The sequence below is a fragment of the Desulfocicer vacuolatum DSM 3385 genome, assembly GCF_900176365.1.
In the GTDB taxonomy this organism is placed as follows: domain Bacteria; phylum Desulfobacterota; class Desulfobacteria; order Desulfobacterales; family Desulfobacteraceae; genus Desulfocicer; species Desulfocicer vacuolatum.
The window spans coordinates 70662-84727 of the sequence record NZ_FWXY01000016.1; the positions used below are offsets into that span (position 1 = coordinate 70662).

Genomic DNA, 14066 nt, shown 5'->3' on the forward strand with positions numbered 1-14066 from the left:
GGCTCTCCAAGGGTAAAGTTCGAAAATAATTGACATCTTTGACCTGAATTGTTATAAATAAAGGTTTTATAAATTTAATAAAGGAGACTTCATAATGACAGATCTTGATTTCAAAAAAACCGGCGGGCTCATTCCGGCCATTGCCCAGGATTTTGAAACAGGTGATGTGTTGATGCTGGCATATATGAACGAGGCAGCCTGGAAGGAAACCCTTGCTTCGGGAATGGCCACCTATTTCAGTCGATCACGCCAGTCTCTGTGGAAAAAGGGGGAAACCTCCGGAAACCAGCAGATTGTCAAAGAAATTCGCGTGGACTGTGACAATGATACTGTGCTGCTCAAGGTGGAGCAGCGTGGCGGCGCCGCATGCCACAAAGGATACCGCAGCTGTTTTTACAAAAAAATCATTGATGAAAACAGCATAGAAATTGTTGAACCCAAAATATTTGATCCCAAAGAGGTGTATAAATAATGGAAAACATTTTAAAACTGGGCGTTCCCAAGGGAAGCCTCCAGGAAGCCACCGTGGCCCTTTTCCGTCGCAGTGGCTGGAAAATCAACATCAACGGCAGAAGCTATTTTCCAGACATCAATGACGACGCCATTGAATGCGCCCTGTGCCGCGCCCAGGAGATGTCCATCAATGTGGAAAGCGGTGTCATTGATGCCGGTCTCACCGGAAAAGACTGGATTGCCGAACACCAGTCAGATGTCCATGTGGTCTCGGACCTGGTCTATTCCAAGGTCAGTGCCAGACCTGCCAGATGGGTGGTTGCCGTTGCCGGAGACTCCCCCATGAATTGCCTGGAAGATCTCCGGGGAAAAACCATTTCCACGGAGCTTGTCCAGTTCACCCGCCGTTTTTTCAAAGAACGCAACATTGATGTCAATGTGAAATTCTCCTGGGGGGCCACCGAGGCAAAAATTGTATCCGGCCTTGCCGATGCCATTGTGGAGATCACCGAAACCGAAAGCACCATTCGTGCCCACAATCTCAAGGTGATTCACGAAATCATGCAGACCAACACCCAGCTCATTGCCAATAAAAAGGCGTGGGAGAATCCGGTGAAACGAGAAAAAATTGAGCAAATTGCCCTGCTTCTCCAGAGCGCTCTTGTGGCCGACAAACTGGTGGGCCTGAAGATGAATGTGCCTGAAAGCAAAATGGAAAAGGTGGTTGCCCTGCTGCCCAGCCTCAACGGTCCCACAGTGGCATCCATTTACCAGTCCGACTGGTTCTCCGTTGAAAGCATTGTGGATGCCGGTGTCACCCGGGACCTCATTCCCGAACTGATCCGGGAGGGGGCCGAAGGCATCATTGAATATCCCCTGAACAAGGTGTTGTAAACTATGAAACCCATAAAGGCTGCCGGGCGAACCCGGAAAATAACCCCGTTCATTGTCATGGAAATTCTTGAAAAAATTCATGAAATGGAATCCAGGGGAATTGATGTGATACACATGGAAGTGGGAGAACCTGACTGCAACATTCCCCAATGTGTGCAGACAGCCACAGCCCAGGGATTTTCCTGCAATGAAACCGGTTACACCCACAGCCTGGGGGACATCCGGTTACGCCGGGCCATTGGCGAACATTACCGGGAACAATACGGTGTCACCGTGGACCCTGGAAGAATCATTATATCGTCGGGCACATCCCCTGCCATGCTCATGCTTTTCACCGCCATGCTGGACCCCGGGGATGAGGTGATCATTTCCGATCCCCACTACGCCTGTTACCCCAATTTCATCCGATTTGCCCAGGGGGTGCCGGTGAATGTACCGGTGTTTGAAGCAGAAGGGTTTCAATACACCCCCGAGGCCATTGAACAAAAAATCACCGACAAAACCCGGGCCATCCTCATCAACTCCCCGTCCAACCCCACAGGCCAGGTTATCAGCCTTGAACGCATGAAGGAGATCCATGAGCTGGCAGACTCCCGGGACATCTGTATTATCTCCGATGAGATCTATCACGGACTGGTGTACGAGGGGGGTGAACATTCCATTCTGGAGGTCACGGATGATGCCTTTGTATTCAATGGTTTTTCCAAAAAATATGCCATGACCGGACTTCGATTGGGGTACCTCATTGCACCGGACCATTTCATCCGACCGTTGCAGGTGCTCCAGCAGAATTTCTTCATCTCAGCCAATTCACTGATGCAGATCGCCGGCACAGCCGCATTAAAGGATGCCCACCAGGAAACCCAGGCCATGAAAACAGCCTATGATGAACGCCGCAAATATATGATCCGGCGCATCAAAGCCATGGGACTTGGCATATCTGTGGAGCCCACCGGCGCTTTTTATGTGTTTGCCAATGCAAAGCACATCTCCATGGACTCCTATGCCCTGGCCTTTGACATCCTTGACAAGGCCCATGTGGGGGTAACCCCGGGCATTGACTTTGGGGCCAATGGCGAAGGATATCTTCGTTTTTCCTATGCCAACTCCATGGAAAACCTTAAAATCGGACTGGATCGCCTGGAGGCCTATTTCAGGAACCGCCATGATCATTAAACAGGCTGAATTTATAAAAAGCGCCACCAAACCGGCCCAGTTCACCGATCCTGTTTTTCCGGAAATCGCCTTTGCCGGAAGATCCAACGTGGGTAAATCCTCTTTGATCAACACCCTGGTCAATCGGAAGAATCTGGTGAAAACCAGCTCCAAGCCCGGATGTACACAATTGATCAATTTTTTCACCATCAATGATGAAATTTCCTTTGTGGATCTACCCGGGTATGGGTATGCCAAGGTGTCAAAAACCATTCGGACACAATGGGCCCCCATGGTGGATCGCTACCTCTCTGTTCGAAAAAACCTCATGGGAGTCATTCTGCTCATTGATATCCGAAGGGATCCCGGAAAAGAAGAGTTTGAACTTATGGACTGGTTTGCCAAACGTCGCATTCCTTTTTTAACGGTGCTGACCAAGGCAGATAAACTGTCCCGGACAAAACAGCAAAAACGGCTGGCAATCCTGACAAAAACGTTGGAGCGACGGAAAGAGGATTTGATCCTCTTTTCATCCAAAACCCGCCAAGGCAGGGAGATGGTTCTGGGCGAAATAGCAGCCCTTTTACCATCCCATGCACCTGGGGATATGCCCTCCTGACACAAGGAAACACAAATGGAAACAACTGAAAACAGCGATTTCACATCGGGCTTTATTGCCATCATCGGCGCACCCAATGCCGGGAAATCCACCCTTCTCAACCGGATTATCGGACAAAAGATATCCATCACCTCCAAAAAACCCCAGACCACCCGGGACAGAATTCTTGGGGTGGTGGAACGCCCGCTGTCCCAGCTGGTTTTCATTGACACCCCGGGAATACATAAAGCCGACTCTCTGCTGAATCGTAAAATTGTGGACCAGGCCCTTTCCGCAGTTCAGGATGTGGATGCCATACTGCTTCTGGTGGATGTCACCTCCGGCAAAAAAGATGCCCAAGCCATCATCATGGAACAACTGGCCAAAACTGGTAAACCGGTTCTTCTGGCCCTGAATAAAATTGATCGGGTTGAAAAAAACAGGGTCCTGCCCCTCATTGAAACATATTCAGCCCTGATGGATTTCAAGTCCATTGTTCCCATCTCTGCCAAAAACGGCACCCACACAGATACCTTGCTCGATGAAATCCAGGGATACCTCCCCCGGGGCCCCAGACTCTTCCCCGAAGATACCTTGACCGACGTATCGGAAAAATTCATCGCAGCTGAGATGATCCGGGAAAAGGTATTTCGCCTCACTGGAATGGAAATCCCATATTCCATCGCAGTTTCAGTGGATTCATTTAAGGTGGAAAAACGATTGATCGAAATCCATGCCAGTATCCATGTGGATCGAAACTCCCAAAAGGGTATCATCATTGGCAAAGGGGGAAGCATGCTCAAAAAAATCGGCACCCAGGCCCGGAAAGACATTGAGAGAATGACCGGCTTAAAAGTGTTGCTCAAACTTTTTGTCAAAGTAAACAAAAACTGGAGCCAGAATGAAAAGGCCATGAAAGAATTTGGTTATTAAGCTGTAATTCTTTTTAAAGGCCATGCATTCAAGAGTCTGTTTAAAACAAAAAGGATGAGCATGGAATACTATTTTTCCCAGGATGACGCCCTTTTAAAAAAAGAGAAAAAAAAAGCAAGGGAGTTGCGAAACAGCCAGTGGTGGAAGCGAAAGCGATCCCAGGGTATCTGTTACTACTGCCGTGGATCCTTCCCCCCCAAAACCCTGACCATGGACCACATCGTACCCATGGCCCGGGGAGGAAAATCTGTTAAAAACAATGTCGTACCATGCTGCAAGGAGTGTAATTCCAAAAAGAAACAGCTTTTACCCCTGGAGTGGACGGCCTACATGGAAACATTATCCGCCTCCCCCCGGGAGTAAATCATACCACCAGACAGCTTCGGTCAGAAAACCCAAAAAAAGGTGCCCCATTTTCATGGAAAGGCACCTTTTTTATACATTCTTGTTTTTTTATATGAAATACTCCGCAAATCTGTGGAAAATTTCTATCTTTGTTGTGGGCGGAGCGGGATCAAAATACAGTCCGCCCGTGGCGGTTATATGAAACACTCCGCCAATCAGAGGCGTATTTCAAGTTTTGTTGTGGGCTGACCGAGGTCAAAATAAGGTCTGCCCATGGCAGTTAAAAAGTGGGTGCTGGGTACTGAATATTAGGTTCTGGGTGCTCACAGCAACTACTTTTTCATTATACGGTCCGCCCGCGGCAGTTTATATTAAAAATTTATTTTTTTCGATTGCACAGGCGATGAACTGTCTGGGCATGCCATTCTCCACGACCGGAAAAGGTGGGCTGATTAATACTCACCAGGTATGTTGCCACCTGATCAAAGGTGGCCCCTTTCTCGCGCATGGTTTCAATGATTTTCATCACCTCCTCCCGGGGCAGAACACCCTCCAGCGAAGCGGAGCTTCCCTTGGAATCAGCGACTTTCACCTTGCCCTGGCCCCCTTTGGCTTTATCTGCCCGGGAGCGTTTAATCACCTTTACTTCTTTTTTTTCAGTGGATCTGGAAATACGTTTTTTCCCCGGAGCACTGGAAGGCTCAACTTTTTTATGGGAGGTTTTGACAGGTGATTCTTTTTTCTCCCGGGAAGGAACAGCGTTTCCAGATGAAAACAAATCACCGTCAAACCGGCCGGGCTGGTCGGTCACCGAAGCGCCGCTGGCATATGACAGAGGATCCACCATTCGTCCCTGGCGGTGGGTGCTTTCCTGAAAATTGTGGTGCACCATGGGATTTGGATCTTCCATCCCGTCCTTAGCGTGGAAATCTCCATCCATCACATCCGGGGCCACGTCCTGTTCCGGCATCATATCATCTTCTGGAGCTGGATACCCTTCCATTAATTCTCCAGGTTGGGCATTCATTTGAAGATGCGCCACAATCTCTTCCAGGGCATCAGCTTTTCTCTCTTCAATGAGAACGCGTCGTTGCTCTATATCCACAAGCCGTTCCTGATTTTTCAAAAACCCGTCCAGAACATCCAGGGCCCTTTCCAGAAACTCATCGTACCCGGCAGACATTTCAATGTCCTGTGCCGGATATTTTGCAGGGGAATTACTTCTGGTGACACGCTTTACATTCCCCCCCCGAACATTTTGATATCCACCAGATGAATAATTGGGGTTCTGATTATAATGGGGATTGGAATTATTATCAAAACCCCTTCGGGTTTTGGGTGTCCGCTTATCTTTCTGTCCTCCCCTGAGGCTCTGAAGAAAGTCGTTCATATGAAAACTCTCCTTACGTCTTTTTGTACACGCGGCAATACGCCGTTTTTTTATGTTAATTTAAATATCTAAGATTTACAGGATTTTTATCTATGGGAAACAAAGCAACAAACTTTACAAAAAAATATACTCAACAAACTCAAATCTATCTTTATCTATAATTTAAACAATTCTGTCAAGATTTTTTATCCCATCATAACATTTCCAGACCGGGCTCAATTTTTTCAGGAAAGCAGATATTGGTCATCACCGACACCCATGCATTCTGGATCTTTTTCTGCCAATGCACAAGACAGAAGGGCCATTCCCGAAAGTGGCAAATGATGCTGCCATGGAACCGTTGTCCATTAAAATCAAGCCGTCAAAAAACCACACATGGAACGCATTCAAAACACCTGTCCATCACCGGGTCCTCGAACAAAGTTCCTGTTCATAGGTATCAATAATTTCCAAAGCCTCACGACGGGAACCAATCCCGGTGATTGCTCTCCTGAAACGGCTGCATCCTTCCCAGCCTTTCACAAACCAAACCAGTCGACTTCGCATCATCCTGCAGGCAGGGACTTCGCCAAAACCATCCACACAGACATCCACCAAGTTACGCATGAGATTAAATTGTTGCTCCTTGGTGGGGCACATCATCTCTTTCCCATCAAGAAGGGCATCAATCTGACTGAATATGTATGGATTTCCCATGGCGGCTCGCCCCACCATAACAGCATCACACCCGGTCTTTTCCATCATGCGAACACCGTCATGGGCCGTGAGAATATCTCCATTACCAATCACAGGAATGGTGAGGTGTTGTTTTAAAAGACGAATCAGATCCCAGTCTGCGCACCCACGAAATCCCTGGACAGCCGTCCTGGGATGCAGTGTAACAGCGTCCACACCGCAGTCCTGGGCCATGGATGCAATATCAATGGCCTGCTGCCCGGAAGCATCCCAACCGGAACGAATTTTTATGGTCAGTGGAATAGTAAGCACTTTTCGCACGGCTTGCAAGATATGGCGGGCATTTTCCCAATCTTTCATCAATGCCACCCCTGCGCCGGTTTTCACAACTTTGCGAACACTGCATCCAAAATTGATATCAATGATATCCACATCCCCCCTGTGGGAAATCTTTTCAGCGGCATGGGCCATGGCATGGGCCTCTGCGCCAAAAATCTGAACAGAAAGGGGGCGTTCATCCCGGGAAGATCGAAGAAGTGTTTCAGTCTTGGCAGAATTATACAAAAGCCCCTTGGCACTGACCATTTCTGAGCAGACCAGTGAAACCCCGCACTCTTTTACAATACGACGAAAGGGAAGATGGGTTACTCCGGCCAGAGGGGCAAGAATGGTGTGGCCTTCCAGGGGCAGGGAACCTATTTTCATAACAAAATTTCCATATCAAAAACAATTTATATGAAATACCCCGCAAACCCGGGGAATATTTCTACCTTTGTTGTGGGCGGAACGAGGTCAGAATACGGTCCGCCCGTGGCGGTTTATATGAAATACTCCGCAAACCTGTGGAGCTTTTCTATCTTTGTTGTGGGCAGAACCGGATCAGAATAAGGACTGCCCGTGGCAGTTATTCAAAAACCGGTCCTATTTCTTTAACCGCCGATGCCGGGTAAAAGAAATGACTTCTCCCCCGGGGGGCGTGGTATTATTTTCCGTCTCTTGCTGTTTTTCTGATTCCCCCGGGGGTTCATCCTCTTCCCAGTCCCGTTCATCCGGGGGACACACCACTTTTTCCATGCGAACAGACTTACCTCCCATATAAAAAGGATCACCATTAATGTAATCTGCTTTTAAAATCCAGCTCACCGATTGCAAAGGCACCTGGAGCATCAGTATTTTAATGATAAACCAGTCTTTTTTCACATCGGGCCTTATTTCTTCTATGCGGGCAAAGGATGTGGGTTCATCTTCAACATATATTAATACAACATCATTTTCCATTGGCATTGGGACCATTCCTGATTCTTAATTTCTATAACTGCCACGGGCAGCCCGTATTCTGACCTCGGCCTGCCCACAACAACGCTTGAAATACGATCATGATCAAGCAAGGGTAAATGCGTAAAATAACATATTCATTCTGAAAAATAAATCTCAAACCCAAATATAAAATTTGAATTGTGGCACGACATGGTGGTATAACTGCCACAGATAGACCTTAGTTTAATGCGGTTTTACCCACAACTAAAGATGAAAAATCTCCACAGATTTGTGGAGCATATAAGATAACTCAACTTTCGGTGTTCGCATTTCGTGTTGGGGTCAGGCTTTCGTTATTGACATTATCGAGGCTTTTTTCGTTGGCAAAGGCCTTGGTCGATAACATCAATAACAAAAGCCTGACCCCGTCGGCACACTGACCCCCATCGGTACATTTAAAAATGCCGGCTTTGAAATGAAGCCCGAAAGTTGAGTAAGATAAAAAGCGGTTGAATTCATACGAACCTGCCCGTTGGCAGATTTTTTACACCATGATGAAAAAGGAATGCCATGGCCCAGCCATTATCCTATACACTGACATTGAAAAAGACTAAAGCCGCCGCCGGTTATTTCCAGGCTGTACCGGAAAATTTTTCCCACCTGGATGAGATGCTGGCTGCTCTGCAACACGCCCCCATGGACAGTTTTCTCCACAAATGTGCTTTGGACCTTGTGGCCGAACTCGCCCCGGAAACCCTTGACAATCATATCCTTCAAGCAACAAAAAATAATAATTTTATTTTATTGAGCCTGATCTGCGAGCATCTTCTTCTCTCCCGGGGCAGAGGAAAAATCAGAGATTATTTTTCTGATCAAGAAGTAAAGGAACTTAGCACCCATTCCCCACTGATTCATCTCAGATCTGTTCTTGAACCCAATAGACGACTGCACACCCAGTGGATTCGACTGTTCCGGGAAAATATCATGGAGCATGCCGACCTTCCCTCCCTTGGGGCATCAGGGCTGCCCCCCATCTGTTCTGGAGAGTGTCGCCCCATTGTTTCCACTGGGCTGGAAATAAAAAAAATTCACAAAAATCATCTTTATTCCAAGAATGATACCCCGCGATTCAGTGCTGAAAAAACCACGGAAACAGCTTTGGAGAGGCTGGCATCTGCCGGTGTTTTCCTGGAACAGGAAATGCGCCATCAATCAAGCTTAAGTCCCATTGCCCTGCTTAGAAAATGGCGTTTCAAGACCAGCATAGAAAATAAACGCCACTCTTTTTACCTGGGCGGAACCCAGACCAGTTACGGCAAAGGCCTGACCCTGGAAGATGCCAGGGCATCTCTTTCCATGGAGATTGTGGAACGATGCGCCTCCTTTGCTTCTGTATCAAATATGCAAGTACTGGGAACCCGAAAACAATATCCCTTGATCCAGGGCCCCTGGTCTACCCTCATTAAACAAGGTAAAAAAGCCATTAATCCCCAGGAAATTACCCAGGAAATTACCTACCGGGATGAACCCCTCCACTGGATAGAAGGGGAGCAGCCCGGCATCCCGGGTCCCCAAAAAATATGGCTGCCGGTGCAGGCCCTGTTTCTTTTCCTGAACCTTGATGAAATCGATCTATTCTCAGGACTTGGCTCCACGGGACTTGCCTCGGGCAATACCCTTGCCCAGGCAAAGGTTTCAGCACTTCTTGAGGTGGTGGAAAGGCACCAGGAGGGCACTGTACCCTTTGACCCTGCCAGTTGTTTTCGCTTGGTGGCCCGGGAGGAACGTCTGGCAGCTCTTCTGGATTCCCAAAAAAACCTTGGCATTGATGTGTTGTTCCAGGATATCACCCCCCCCTCGGGGATCCCCTGCTGTAAATGTTTTGTCAAGGATGTGAACGGCGTCATCCACAAGGGCACCGCAGCCCATCTCAATGCCCGCAAAGCCATTGTATCCGCCTTGACAGAGACCCCCTACCCTTTCCCCCAGGGTCCGCCGTCACTGCCCTTTAATGAAAATTTCACCCTTGTGGGATATGAAAACCTTCCTGATTTTACCACCGGCAGCCCGAAATCTGACCTTAACTTGCTGGAAAATCTACTCATTTCCCAGAACAAAACCCCTGTTTATGTTGAGCTTACCCGGAAAGACATGAAGATACCGGTGGTCCGGGCCATTGTGCCCGGCATGGAAATCATGGGAGATTTTGATCAATTTTCCCGGGTTCATCCAGACCTTTTCCATAATTATCTTGTCCGGGAAAACCAATAAAACCGCTTTCCAAGGGGAATATACCGGAGTGTGTCAAAATAACATTTTGGTATATTCCTTTACCCATCAATTATAAATTCTCCAATATTAAAAATGCGATCATGCCCTGTTGTAAGCATTGGGATTGGCAATGTAATTGCCCCCCAAAAAGCCATGGAAAATGAGAGATTCAGCCCCATGAGTTCTCTAAAAAAAACAACAAAACATTTGAGAATTGGATTGTTTTTCCTTGACCCAACCGTACCTCATGGCAATATCAATACAAATTACAGTATCTTAAATAAGATTCCATACAATTCTCCTAAATCATTAAAATTTTATTGACAAGGTCGTTTCAAGCGGTTAAAGTAAAATCCATTAATTAAGATTGAGCGCTCGTTCAGCGATTGATCGAAATTTATCCATCTGCATTTATTTAAATGTTTTCCCCAAATGGATATTTTTACTTTTTATAAAAATTTTCGATAAATCGGGAAATTTTTTCTGCTTTGTTGTGGGCAAAACAAAATCAGAACAAGGTCTGCCCGTGGCAGTCAGCCAAAATACTCAAGTAACAAATTTAATATATTATTTACATCCGTTGTAACCACAGTCATTGTTATTTAAGAAATTCCATCAAATTATTTACATAAAATTTCGTTTAACGCATATTTAGACTATAATATTAAGTTCAGTCTGTGAATAAAATCGTTTTTGATGTTTGCACCCCAAAAAAGGAACTTTTGTTTCTATTTTGTACATACATAATAATGTTTTCATTTTCTGACACGTTTTTTTAAAAAATGCGTAAATCATTTTCAATGGCATATGACGGATGCCCAAAAATGTAATTTTAGTTTGTTGTTTTCGTCGATGAAAGGGAGCACTTCACAGGTTGGGGAAAAGTGAAGGCTCAGATTAACATTCAACGGAGGAAGAAAAGTATGGCAGAAGCAGGTGTTGTTCAACCCGGTAGTTCAATCAAGGCAGAAGAAAAAAAAGCGGCGGCCCCGGGGGAATTGACGGCCCGATGGGGACAGCCCTTGACCGGAATTATTTCGCTGATCTGTTTTACCCTGATTGCTTGGGGATTATGGTATCTTTTAAGTGACCCCAGAGGAATTGTTAAGGCATTTCCCTATCCCTTTGTCATGTACCTGGCCATGATGATTTTGGTGGGACTTTATCAACATATGTTTCTGGGAGACTGGCCCTTTGCCAAGTTACCCCAACCGGCCCGGGGAATTGTGGAGACCATTGTTAATCTGGGCCTGGTGTGGTTTGTCATCCACATTGTCTTTTATAAAATTTTAGGTTTAGGTTTTAATTTTTTAAGCCAGGACAACTTAGAAGCACTTGCCGCCGCAGGCCAGGCAGGCAAATTAGACTTGGCCACCATGCAGGCGAAACATTTTGCAGAAAGTGCTGTGGTCTGTTTTGTACTCATCGGTTTTTACAGCTATCCCTTTGTCACCATCTTATTTGGCAAGTGGCCGGTACAACCAAGTGATCTTTCCCAGCCCCAGGCAGGGCTTCTGGAAATCACCTGGTGCTCATTCTGGACCCTGATTTTCTACACCACACTTATCGTACCCTTCTGGGGACTGGTATATGGCAAGGCCCTGGGTGCATCCTTTGGTCTGAACACTCCCTGGTGGGGCGGCATTGCCAATTTTAATCATCTTCACTGGGTATTTGGCTGGTGGGAATGGATGATCGTTATTCTTTTCATGACCCCCAATGTATGGCGCATGAAACCCTGGAGCCTCATTGCCCTTCCCCAACCATGGAAAGGCCTTATTTCATTCATTATCAATGTAGTTGCAGCTTATATCATTGCTCTGATCTGCGTTGCCATTGCTCCTTTGTGGCTGCCCCATGATGTTATCCACCACCTGCAGGAAGCCAAACCTGAAAATGCAGAACTTTTGCGATTCTTATGGTATCACGCCGCAGAAATCGCAGGATTCACCCTTATTCCCTTTCTTATCTGGCACCACTATTTTGACGATATGGTTCCCATGGCCGACAAGGACTCCTGGGGTGCCTTTGGTTTCAGGACCGTGGGTGTTCTCATTCTTTGTGCCATTAACTACGTGGTATTCTACTATGTTGGCTGGGGAGACTGGGGTCTTGGTAATCCGCACTGGGATCATAAATTCACCCATGGAGAATCCCTGGTATGGAATTTCTGGTGGATTATTCCACTGTTGTGGAATGAATGGTTCTTTCACAAATGGCCCTTTTATGTCCATGAGCATTGATACCATAACAATTTAACCAGCAGATGACTCACGCCGCCGGTTGGAATTATTCCCAGCCGGCGGTTCCTTCCCCCTGAAAAAATTCGTCTTATTTCTGATATTCTCATATTATCACAAAAATTCAGCTTACAGTTTGTGGAAATGATTCCCTGAAAACGGGCCCATTGCCCCAATAATGTAAAGCTGACAAATGAAGGGTACTTTAGTTCACATTTTCTCCCGATAAAGGAAACACACATATGTCCAATAACAGTGCCTATTTTGATATCCTGACACCGGTCCATTTCATCAGCCGAGCCGCAGCCGTATATGATGATAAAATTGCGGTGATCTATGAAGACAAGGAATATTCATACACAGAATTTTACCAACGGGTAAATCGCCTGGCAAGTGCCCTGAAAAAAATAGGCGTGGGCAAGGGAGATAAAGTTGCCTTTATCTGCCCCAACACGCCCCCCATGCTGGAAGCCCATTTTGCGGTCCCCATGATCGGCGCTGTTCTTGTGAGTATAAACATACGCCTTTCCCCGGGTGAATTGACCTATATTATTGATCATTCCGATGCCAAAGCTCTTTTTGCAGACAATGAATTTTCCAAAAGTATCTCTTCCATGATGGAGGAGATGCCAAAACTCAAAGCGTGCGTTAACATATGCGATATCAGTGATGATCGCCCCCTTAACGGCGTGGAATACGAAGAGTTTCTGGCCACAGGTTCCCCAGACCCCATGGTTCCCGACATTGACGATGAATACCAGGTCATCAGCATGAACTACACCTCCGGCACCACCGGACGGCCCAAGGGAGTCATGTATCATCACCGTGGCGCTTACATGAATGCCCTGGGTGAACAGCTGGAATTCGGTGTCAACAGCCATTCCACCTATTTATGGACCCTTCCCATGTTCCATTGCAACGGCTGGTGTTTTACCTGGGGTATCACGGCCATGGGCGGCACCAACCTCTGTCTTAGAAAAGTGGTCCCCGAAGAGATCTATCGCCTGATTGATGTTAAAAAGGTCACCCATCTTTGCGCAGCCCCCACCATTCTCATTGGCATGTCCACCTATGCCACCCAGCAAAATATCACCCTGGACCACCGCCTGGAAATAATGACAGCAGGTGCCCCCCCGGCCCCCACAGTGATCCAGAACATGGAAAACATTGGTGCCAATATCACCCAGACCTATGGCTTAACCGAGGTGTTCGGCCCCCACAGCGTCTGCCAGTGGCAATCCAAGTGGGATAATCTGCCCCTGGAAGAAAGGGCAAAACTCAAGGCCCGCCAAGGGGTTCCATATATTGTGGCCATGTACATGGATGTTGTAAATCCCGAAACCATGGAACCGGTTCCCAAGGATGGAAAGACCATTGGTGAAATTGTCATGCGGGGGAACAATGTCATGCTCGGTTATTACAAAGATCCCGAAGCCACTGAAGAAGCGTTCAAGGGGGGGTGGTTCCACAGTGGTGATCTTGCCGTAATGCACCCCAACAACTATGCACAGATCATGGATCGCAAAAAAGATATCATCATCAGTGGCGGGGAAAATATTTCCACTGTGGAAGTGGAAAATGTCCTGTACCAGCATCCTGAAATCATGGAGGTGGCAGTGGTGCCCATCCCGGATGAAAAGTGGGGTGAAGTTCCCAAGGCCTTTGTGGTTCCCATGCCGGGGACCAATCCCACAGCCGAAGATATCATTGCCTTTTGCAAAGACAACATCGCCCGGTTTAAGGCTCCCAAGGCCATAGAGTTTGGGGAATTGCCCAAAACTGCCACCGGTAAAATTCAGAAATTTAAACTCCGGGACAGAGAGTGGAAAGGTCGCTCACGCATGGTCAACTAACT

Annotated in this window: 13 protein-coding genes; 10 read left to right on the forward strand and 3 right to left on the reverse strand. The window is 47.0% G+C overall.

Annotated elements, in window-relative coordinates; genetic code table 11:
• The first annotated feature begins 94 nt into the window (after nt 1-94).
• Genes hisI through B9A32_RS14385 form a run of 6 tightly spaced genes read left to right on the forward strand, consistent with a single transcriptional unit; the run spans nt 95 to nt 4396 of the window.
• On the forward strand, nt 95-472 hold the full coding sequence (gene hisI / locus B9A32_RS14360) for a phosphoribosyl-AMP cyclohydrolase (protein ID WP_084070142.1): 378 nt from the start codon (nt 95-97) through the stop codon (nt 470-472).
• Complete coding sequence (gene hisG, locus B9A32_RS14365; protein WP_084070143.1) at nt 472-1347, forward strand: ATP phosphoribosyltransferase; 876 nt, start codon at nt 472-474, stop codon at nt 1345-1347. The genes hisI and hisG overlap by 1 nt, the downstream gene beginning before the upstream one ends.
• A gap of 3 nt (nt 1348-1350) precedes the next feature.
• Nucleotides 1351-2523 carry a pyridoxal phosphate-dependent aminotransferase gene (locus B9A32_RS14370; protein ID WP_084070144.1) on the forward strand — a complete coding sequence of 391 codons (1173 nt, stop codon included), beginning with the start codon at nt 1351-1353 and terminating at the stop codon, nt 2521-2523.
• Nucleotides 2513-3121, forward strand: coding sequence for a ribosome biogenesis GTP-binding protein YihA/YsxC (gene yihA, locus B9A32_RS14375; RefSeq protein WP_084070145.1), 609 nt, complete (start codon nt 2513-2515; stop codon nt 3119-3121). Before B9A32_RS14370 ends, yihA begins: the two co-directional genes overlap by 11 nt.
• A 15-nt stretch (nt 3122-3136) precedes the next feature.
• On the forward strand, nt 3137-4033 hold the full coding sequence (era, locus tag B9A32_RS14380) for a GTPase Era (protein WP_084070146.1): 897 nt from the start codon (nt 3137-3139) through the stop codon (nt 4031-4033).
• A 60-nt stretch (nt 4034-4093) separates the two neighbouring features.
• Nucleotides 4094-4396: an HNH endonuclease gene (locus B9A32_RS14385; protein WP_084070147.1), complete on the forward strand. Its 303-nt coding sequence runs from the start codon at nt 4094-4096 to the stop codon at nt 4394-4396.
• Between the two features lie 361 nt (nt 4397-4757).
• Here B9A32_RS14385 and B9A32_RS14390 read toward each other — a convergent pair whose 3' ends face one another.
• Both B9A32_RS14390 and dusB read right to left on the reverse strand, forming a co-directional pair.
• The gene (locus B9A32_RS14390) at nt 4758-5768 is read right to left on the reverse strand and encodes a hypothetical protein (RefSeq protein ID WP_084070148.1); all 1011 of its coding nucleotides are present in this window, start codon (nt 5766-5768) and stop codon (nt 4758-4760) included.
• A gap of 402 nt (nt 5769-6170) precedes the next feature.
• The gene (gene dusB / locus B9A32_RS14395) at nt 6171-7148 is read right to left on the reverse strand and encodes a tRNA dihydrouridine synthase DusB (RefSeq protein ID WP_084070149.1); all 978 of its coding nucleotides are present in this window, start codon (nt 7146-7148) and stop codon (nt 6171-6173) included.
• 30 nt (nt 7149-7178) lie between these two features.
• On the opposite strand from dusB, the gene B9A32_RS21835 reads away from it, so the two are divergent.
• Complete coding sequence (locus B9A32_RS21835; protein WP_212637954.1) at nt 7179-7331, forward strand: hypothetical protein; 153 nt, start codon at nt 7179-7181, stop codon at nt 7329-7331.
• 33 nt (nt 7332-7364) lie between these two features.
• Here B9A32_RS21835 and B9A32_RS21840 read toward each other — a convergent pair whose 3' ends face one another.
• A complete protein-coding gene (locus B9A32_RS21840; RefSeq protein WP_084070150.1) occupies nt 7365-7727 on the reverse strand; it encodes a hypothetical protein in 363 nt (120 codons plus the stop codon).
• Nucleotides 7728-8270: 543 nt separating this feature from the next.
• On the opposite strand from B9A32_RS21840, the gene B9A32_RS14405 reads away from it, so the two are divergent.
• The 3 genes from B9A32_RS14405 to B9A32_RS14415 all read left to right on the forward strand — a co-directional run bounded on the left by B9A32_RS14405 (nt 8271) and on the right by B9A32_RS14415 (nt 14064).
• Nucleotides 8271-9971, forward strand: a complete 1701-nt coding sequence (locus tag B9A32_RS14405) for a YcaO-like family protein (protein ID WP_084070151.1) — start codon at nt 8271-8273, stop codon at nt 9969-9971.
• A gap of 923 nt (nt 9972-10894) precedes the next feature.
• Nucleotides 10895-12214 carry a hypothetical protein gene (locus B9A32_RS14410; RefSeq protein ID WP_084070152.1) on the forward strand — a complete coding sequence of 440 codons (1320 nt, stop codon included), beginning with the start codon at nt 10895-10897 and terminating at the stop codon, nt 12212-12214.
• A gap of 239 nt (nt 12215-12453) precedes the next feature.
• On the forward strand, nt 12454-14064 hold the full coding sequence (locus B9A32_RS14415; RefSeq protein WP_084070153.1) for an acyl--CoA ligase family protein: 1611 nt from the start codon (nt 12454-12456) through the stop codon (nt 14062-14064).
• Nucleotides 14065-14066 lie beyond the last annotated feature (2 nt).

Excerpts from the sequence above, each read along its gene's own strand:
- hisI (WP_084070142.1), top strand. The coding sequence starts at position 95 with ATGACAGATCTTGATTTCAAAAAAACCGGCGGGCTCATTCCGGCCATT.
- hisG (WP_084070143.1), top strand. The coding sequence starts at position 472 with ATGGAAAACATTTTAAAACTGGGCGTTCCCAAGGGAAGCCTCCAGGAA.
- B9A32_RS14370 (WP_084070144.1), top strand. The coding sequence starts at position 1,351 with ATGAAACCCATAAAGGCTGCCGGGCGAACCCGGAAAATAACCCCGTTC.
- yihA (WP_084070145.1), top strand. The coding sequence starts at position 2,513 with ATGATCATTAAACAGGCTGAATTTATAAAAAGCGCCACCAAACCGGCC.
- era (WP_084070146.1), top strand. The coding sequence starts at position 3,137 with ATGGAAACAACTGAAAACAGCGATTTCACATCGGGCTTTATTGCCATC.
- B9A32_RS14385 (WP_084070147.1), top strand. The coding sequence starts at position 4,094 with ATGGAATACTATTTTTCCCAGGATGACGCCCTTTTAAAAAAAGAGAAA.
- B9A32_RS14390 (WP_084070148.1), bottom strand. The coding sequence starts at position 5,768 with ATGAACGACTTTCTTCAGAGCCTCAGGGGAGGACAGAAAGATAAGCGG.
- dusB (WP_084070149.1), bottom strand. The coding sequence starts at position 7,148 with ATGAAAATAGGTTCCCTGCCCCTGGAAGGCCACACCATTCTTGCCCCT.
- B9A32_RS21835 (WP_212637954.1), top strand. The coding sequence starts at position 7,179 with ATGAAATACCCCGCAAACCCGGGGAATATTTCTACCTTTGTTGTGGGC.
- B9A32_RS21840 (WP_084070150.1), bottom strand. The coding sequence starts at position 7,727 with ATGCCAATGGAAAATGATGTTGTATTAATATATGTTGAAGATGAACCC.
- B9A32_RS14405 (WP_084070151.1), top strand. The coding sequence starts at position 8,271 with ATGGCCCAGCCATTATCCTATACACTGACATTGAAAAAGACTAAAGCC.
- B9A32_RS14410 (WP_084070152.1), top strand. The coding sequence starts at position 10,895 with ATGGCAGAAGCAGGTGTTGTTCAACCCGGTAGTTCAATCAAGGCAGAA.
- B9A32_RS14415 (WP_084070153.1), top strand. The coding sequence starts at position 12,454 with ATGTCCAATAACAGTGCCTATTTTGATATCCTGACACCGGTCCATTTC.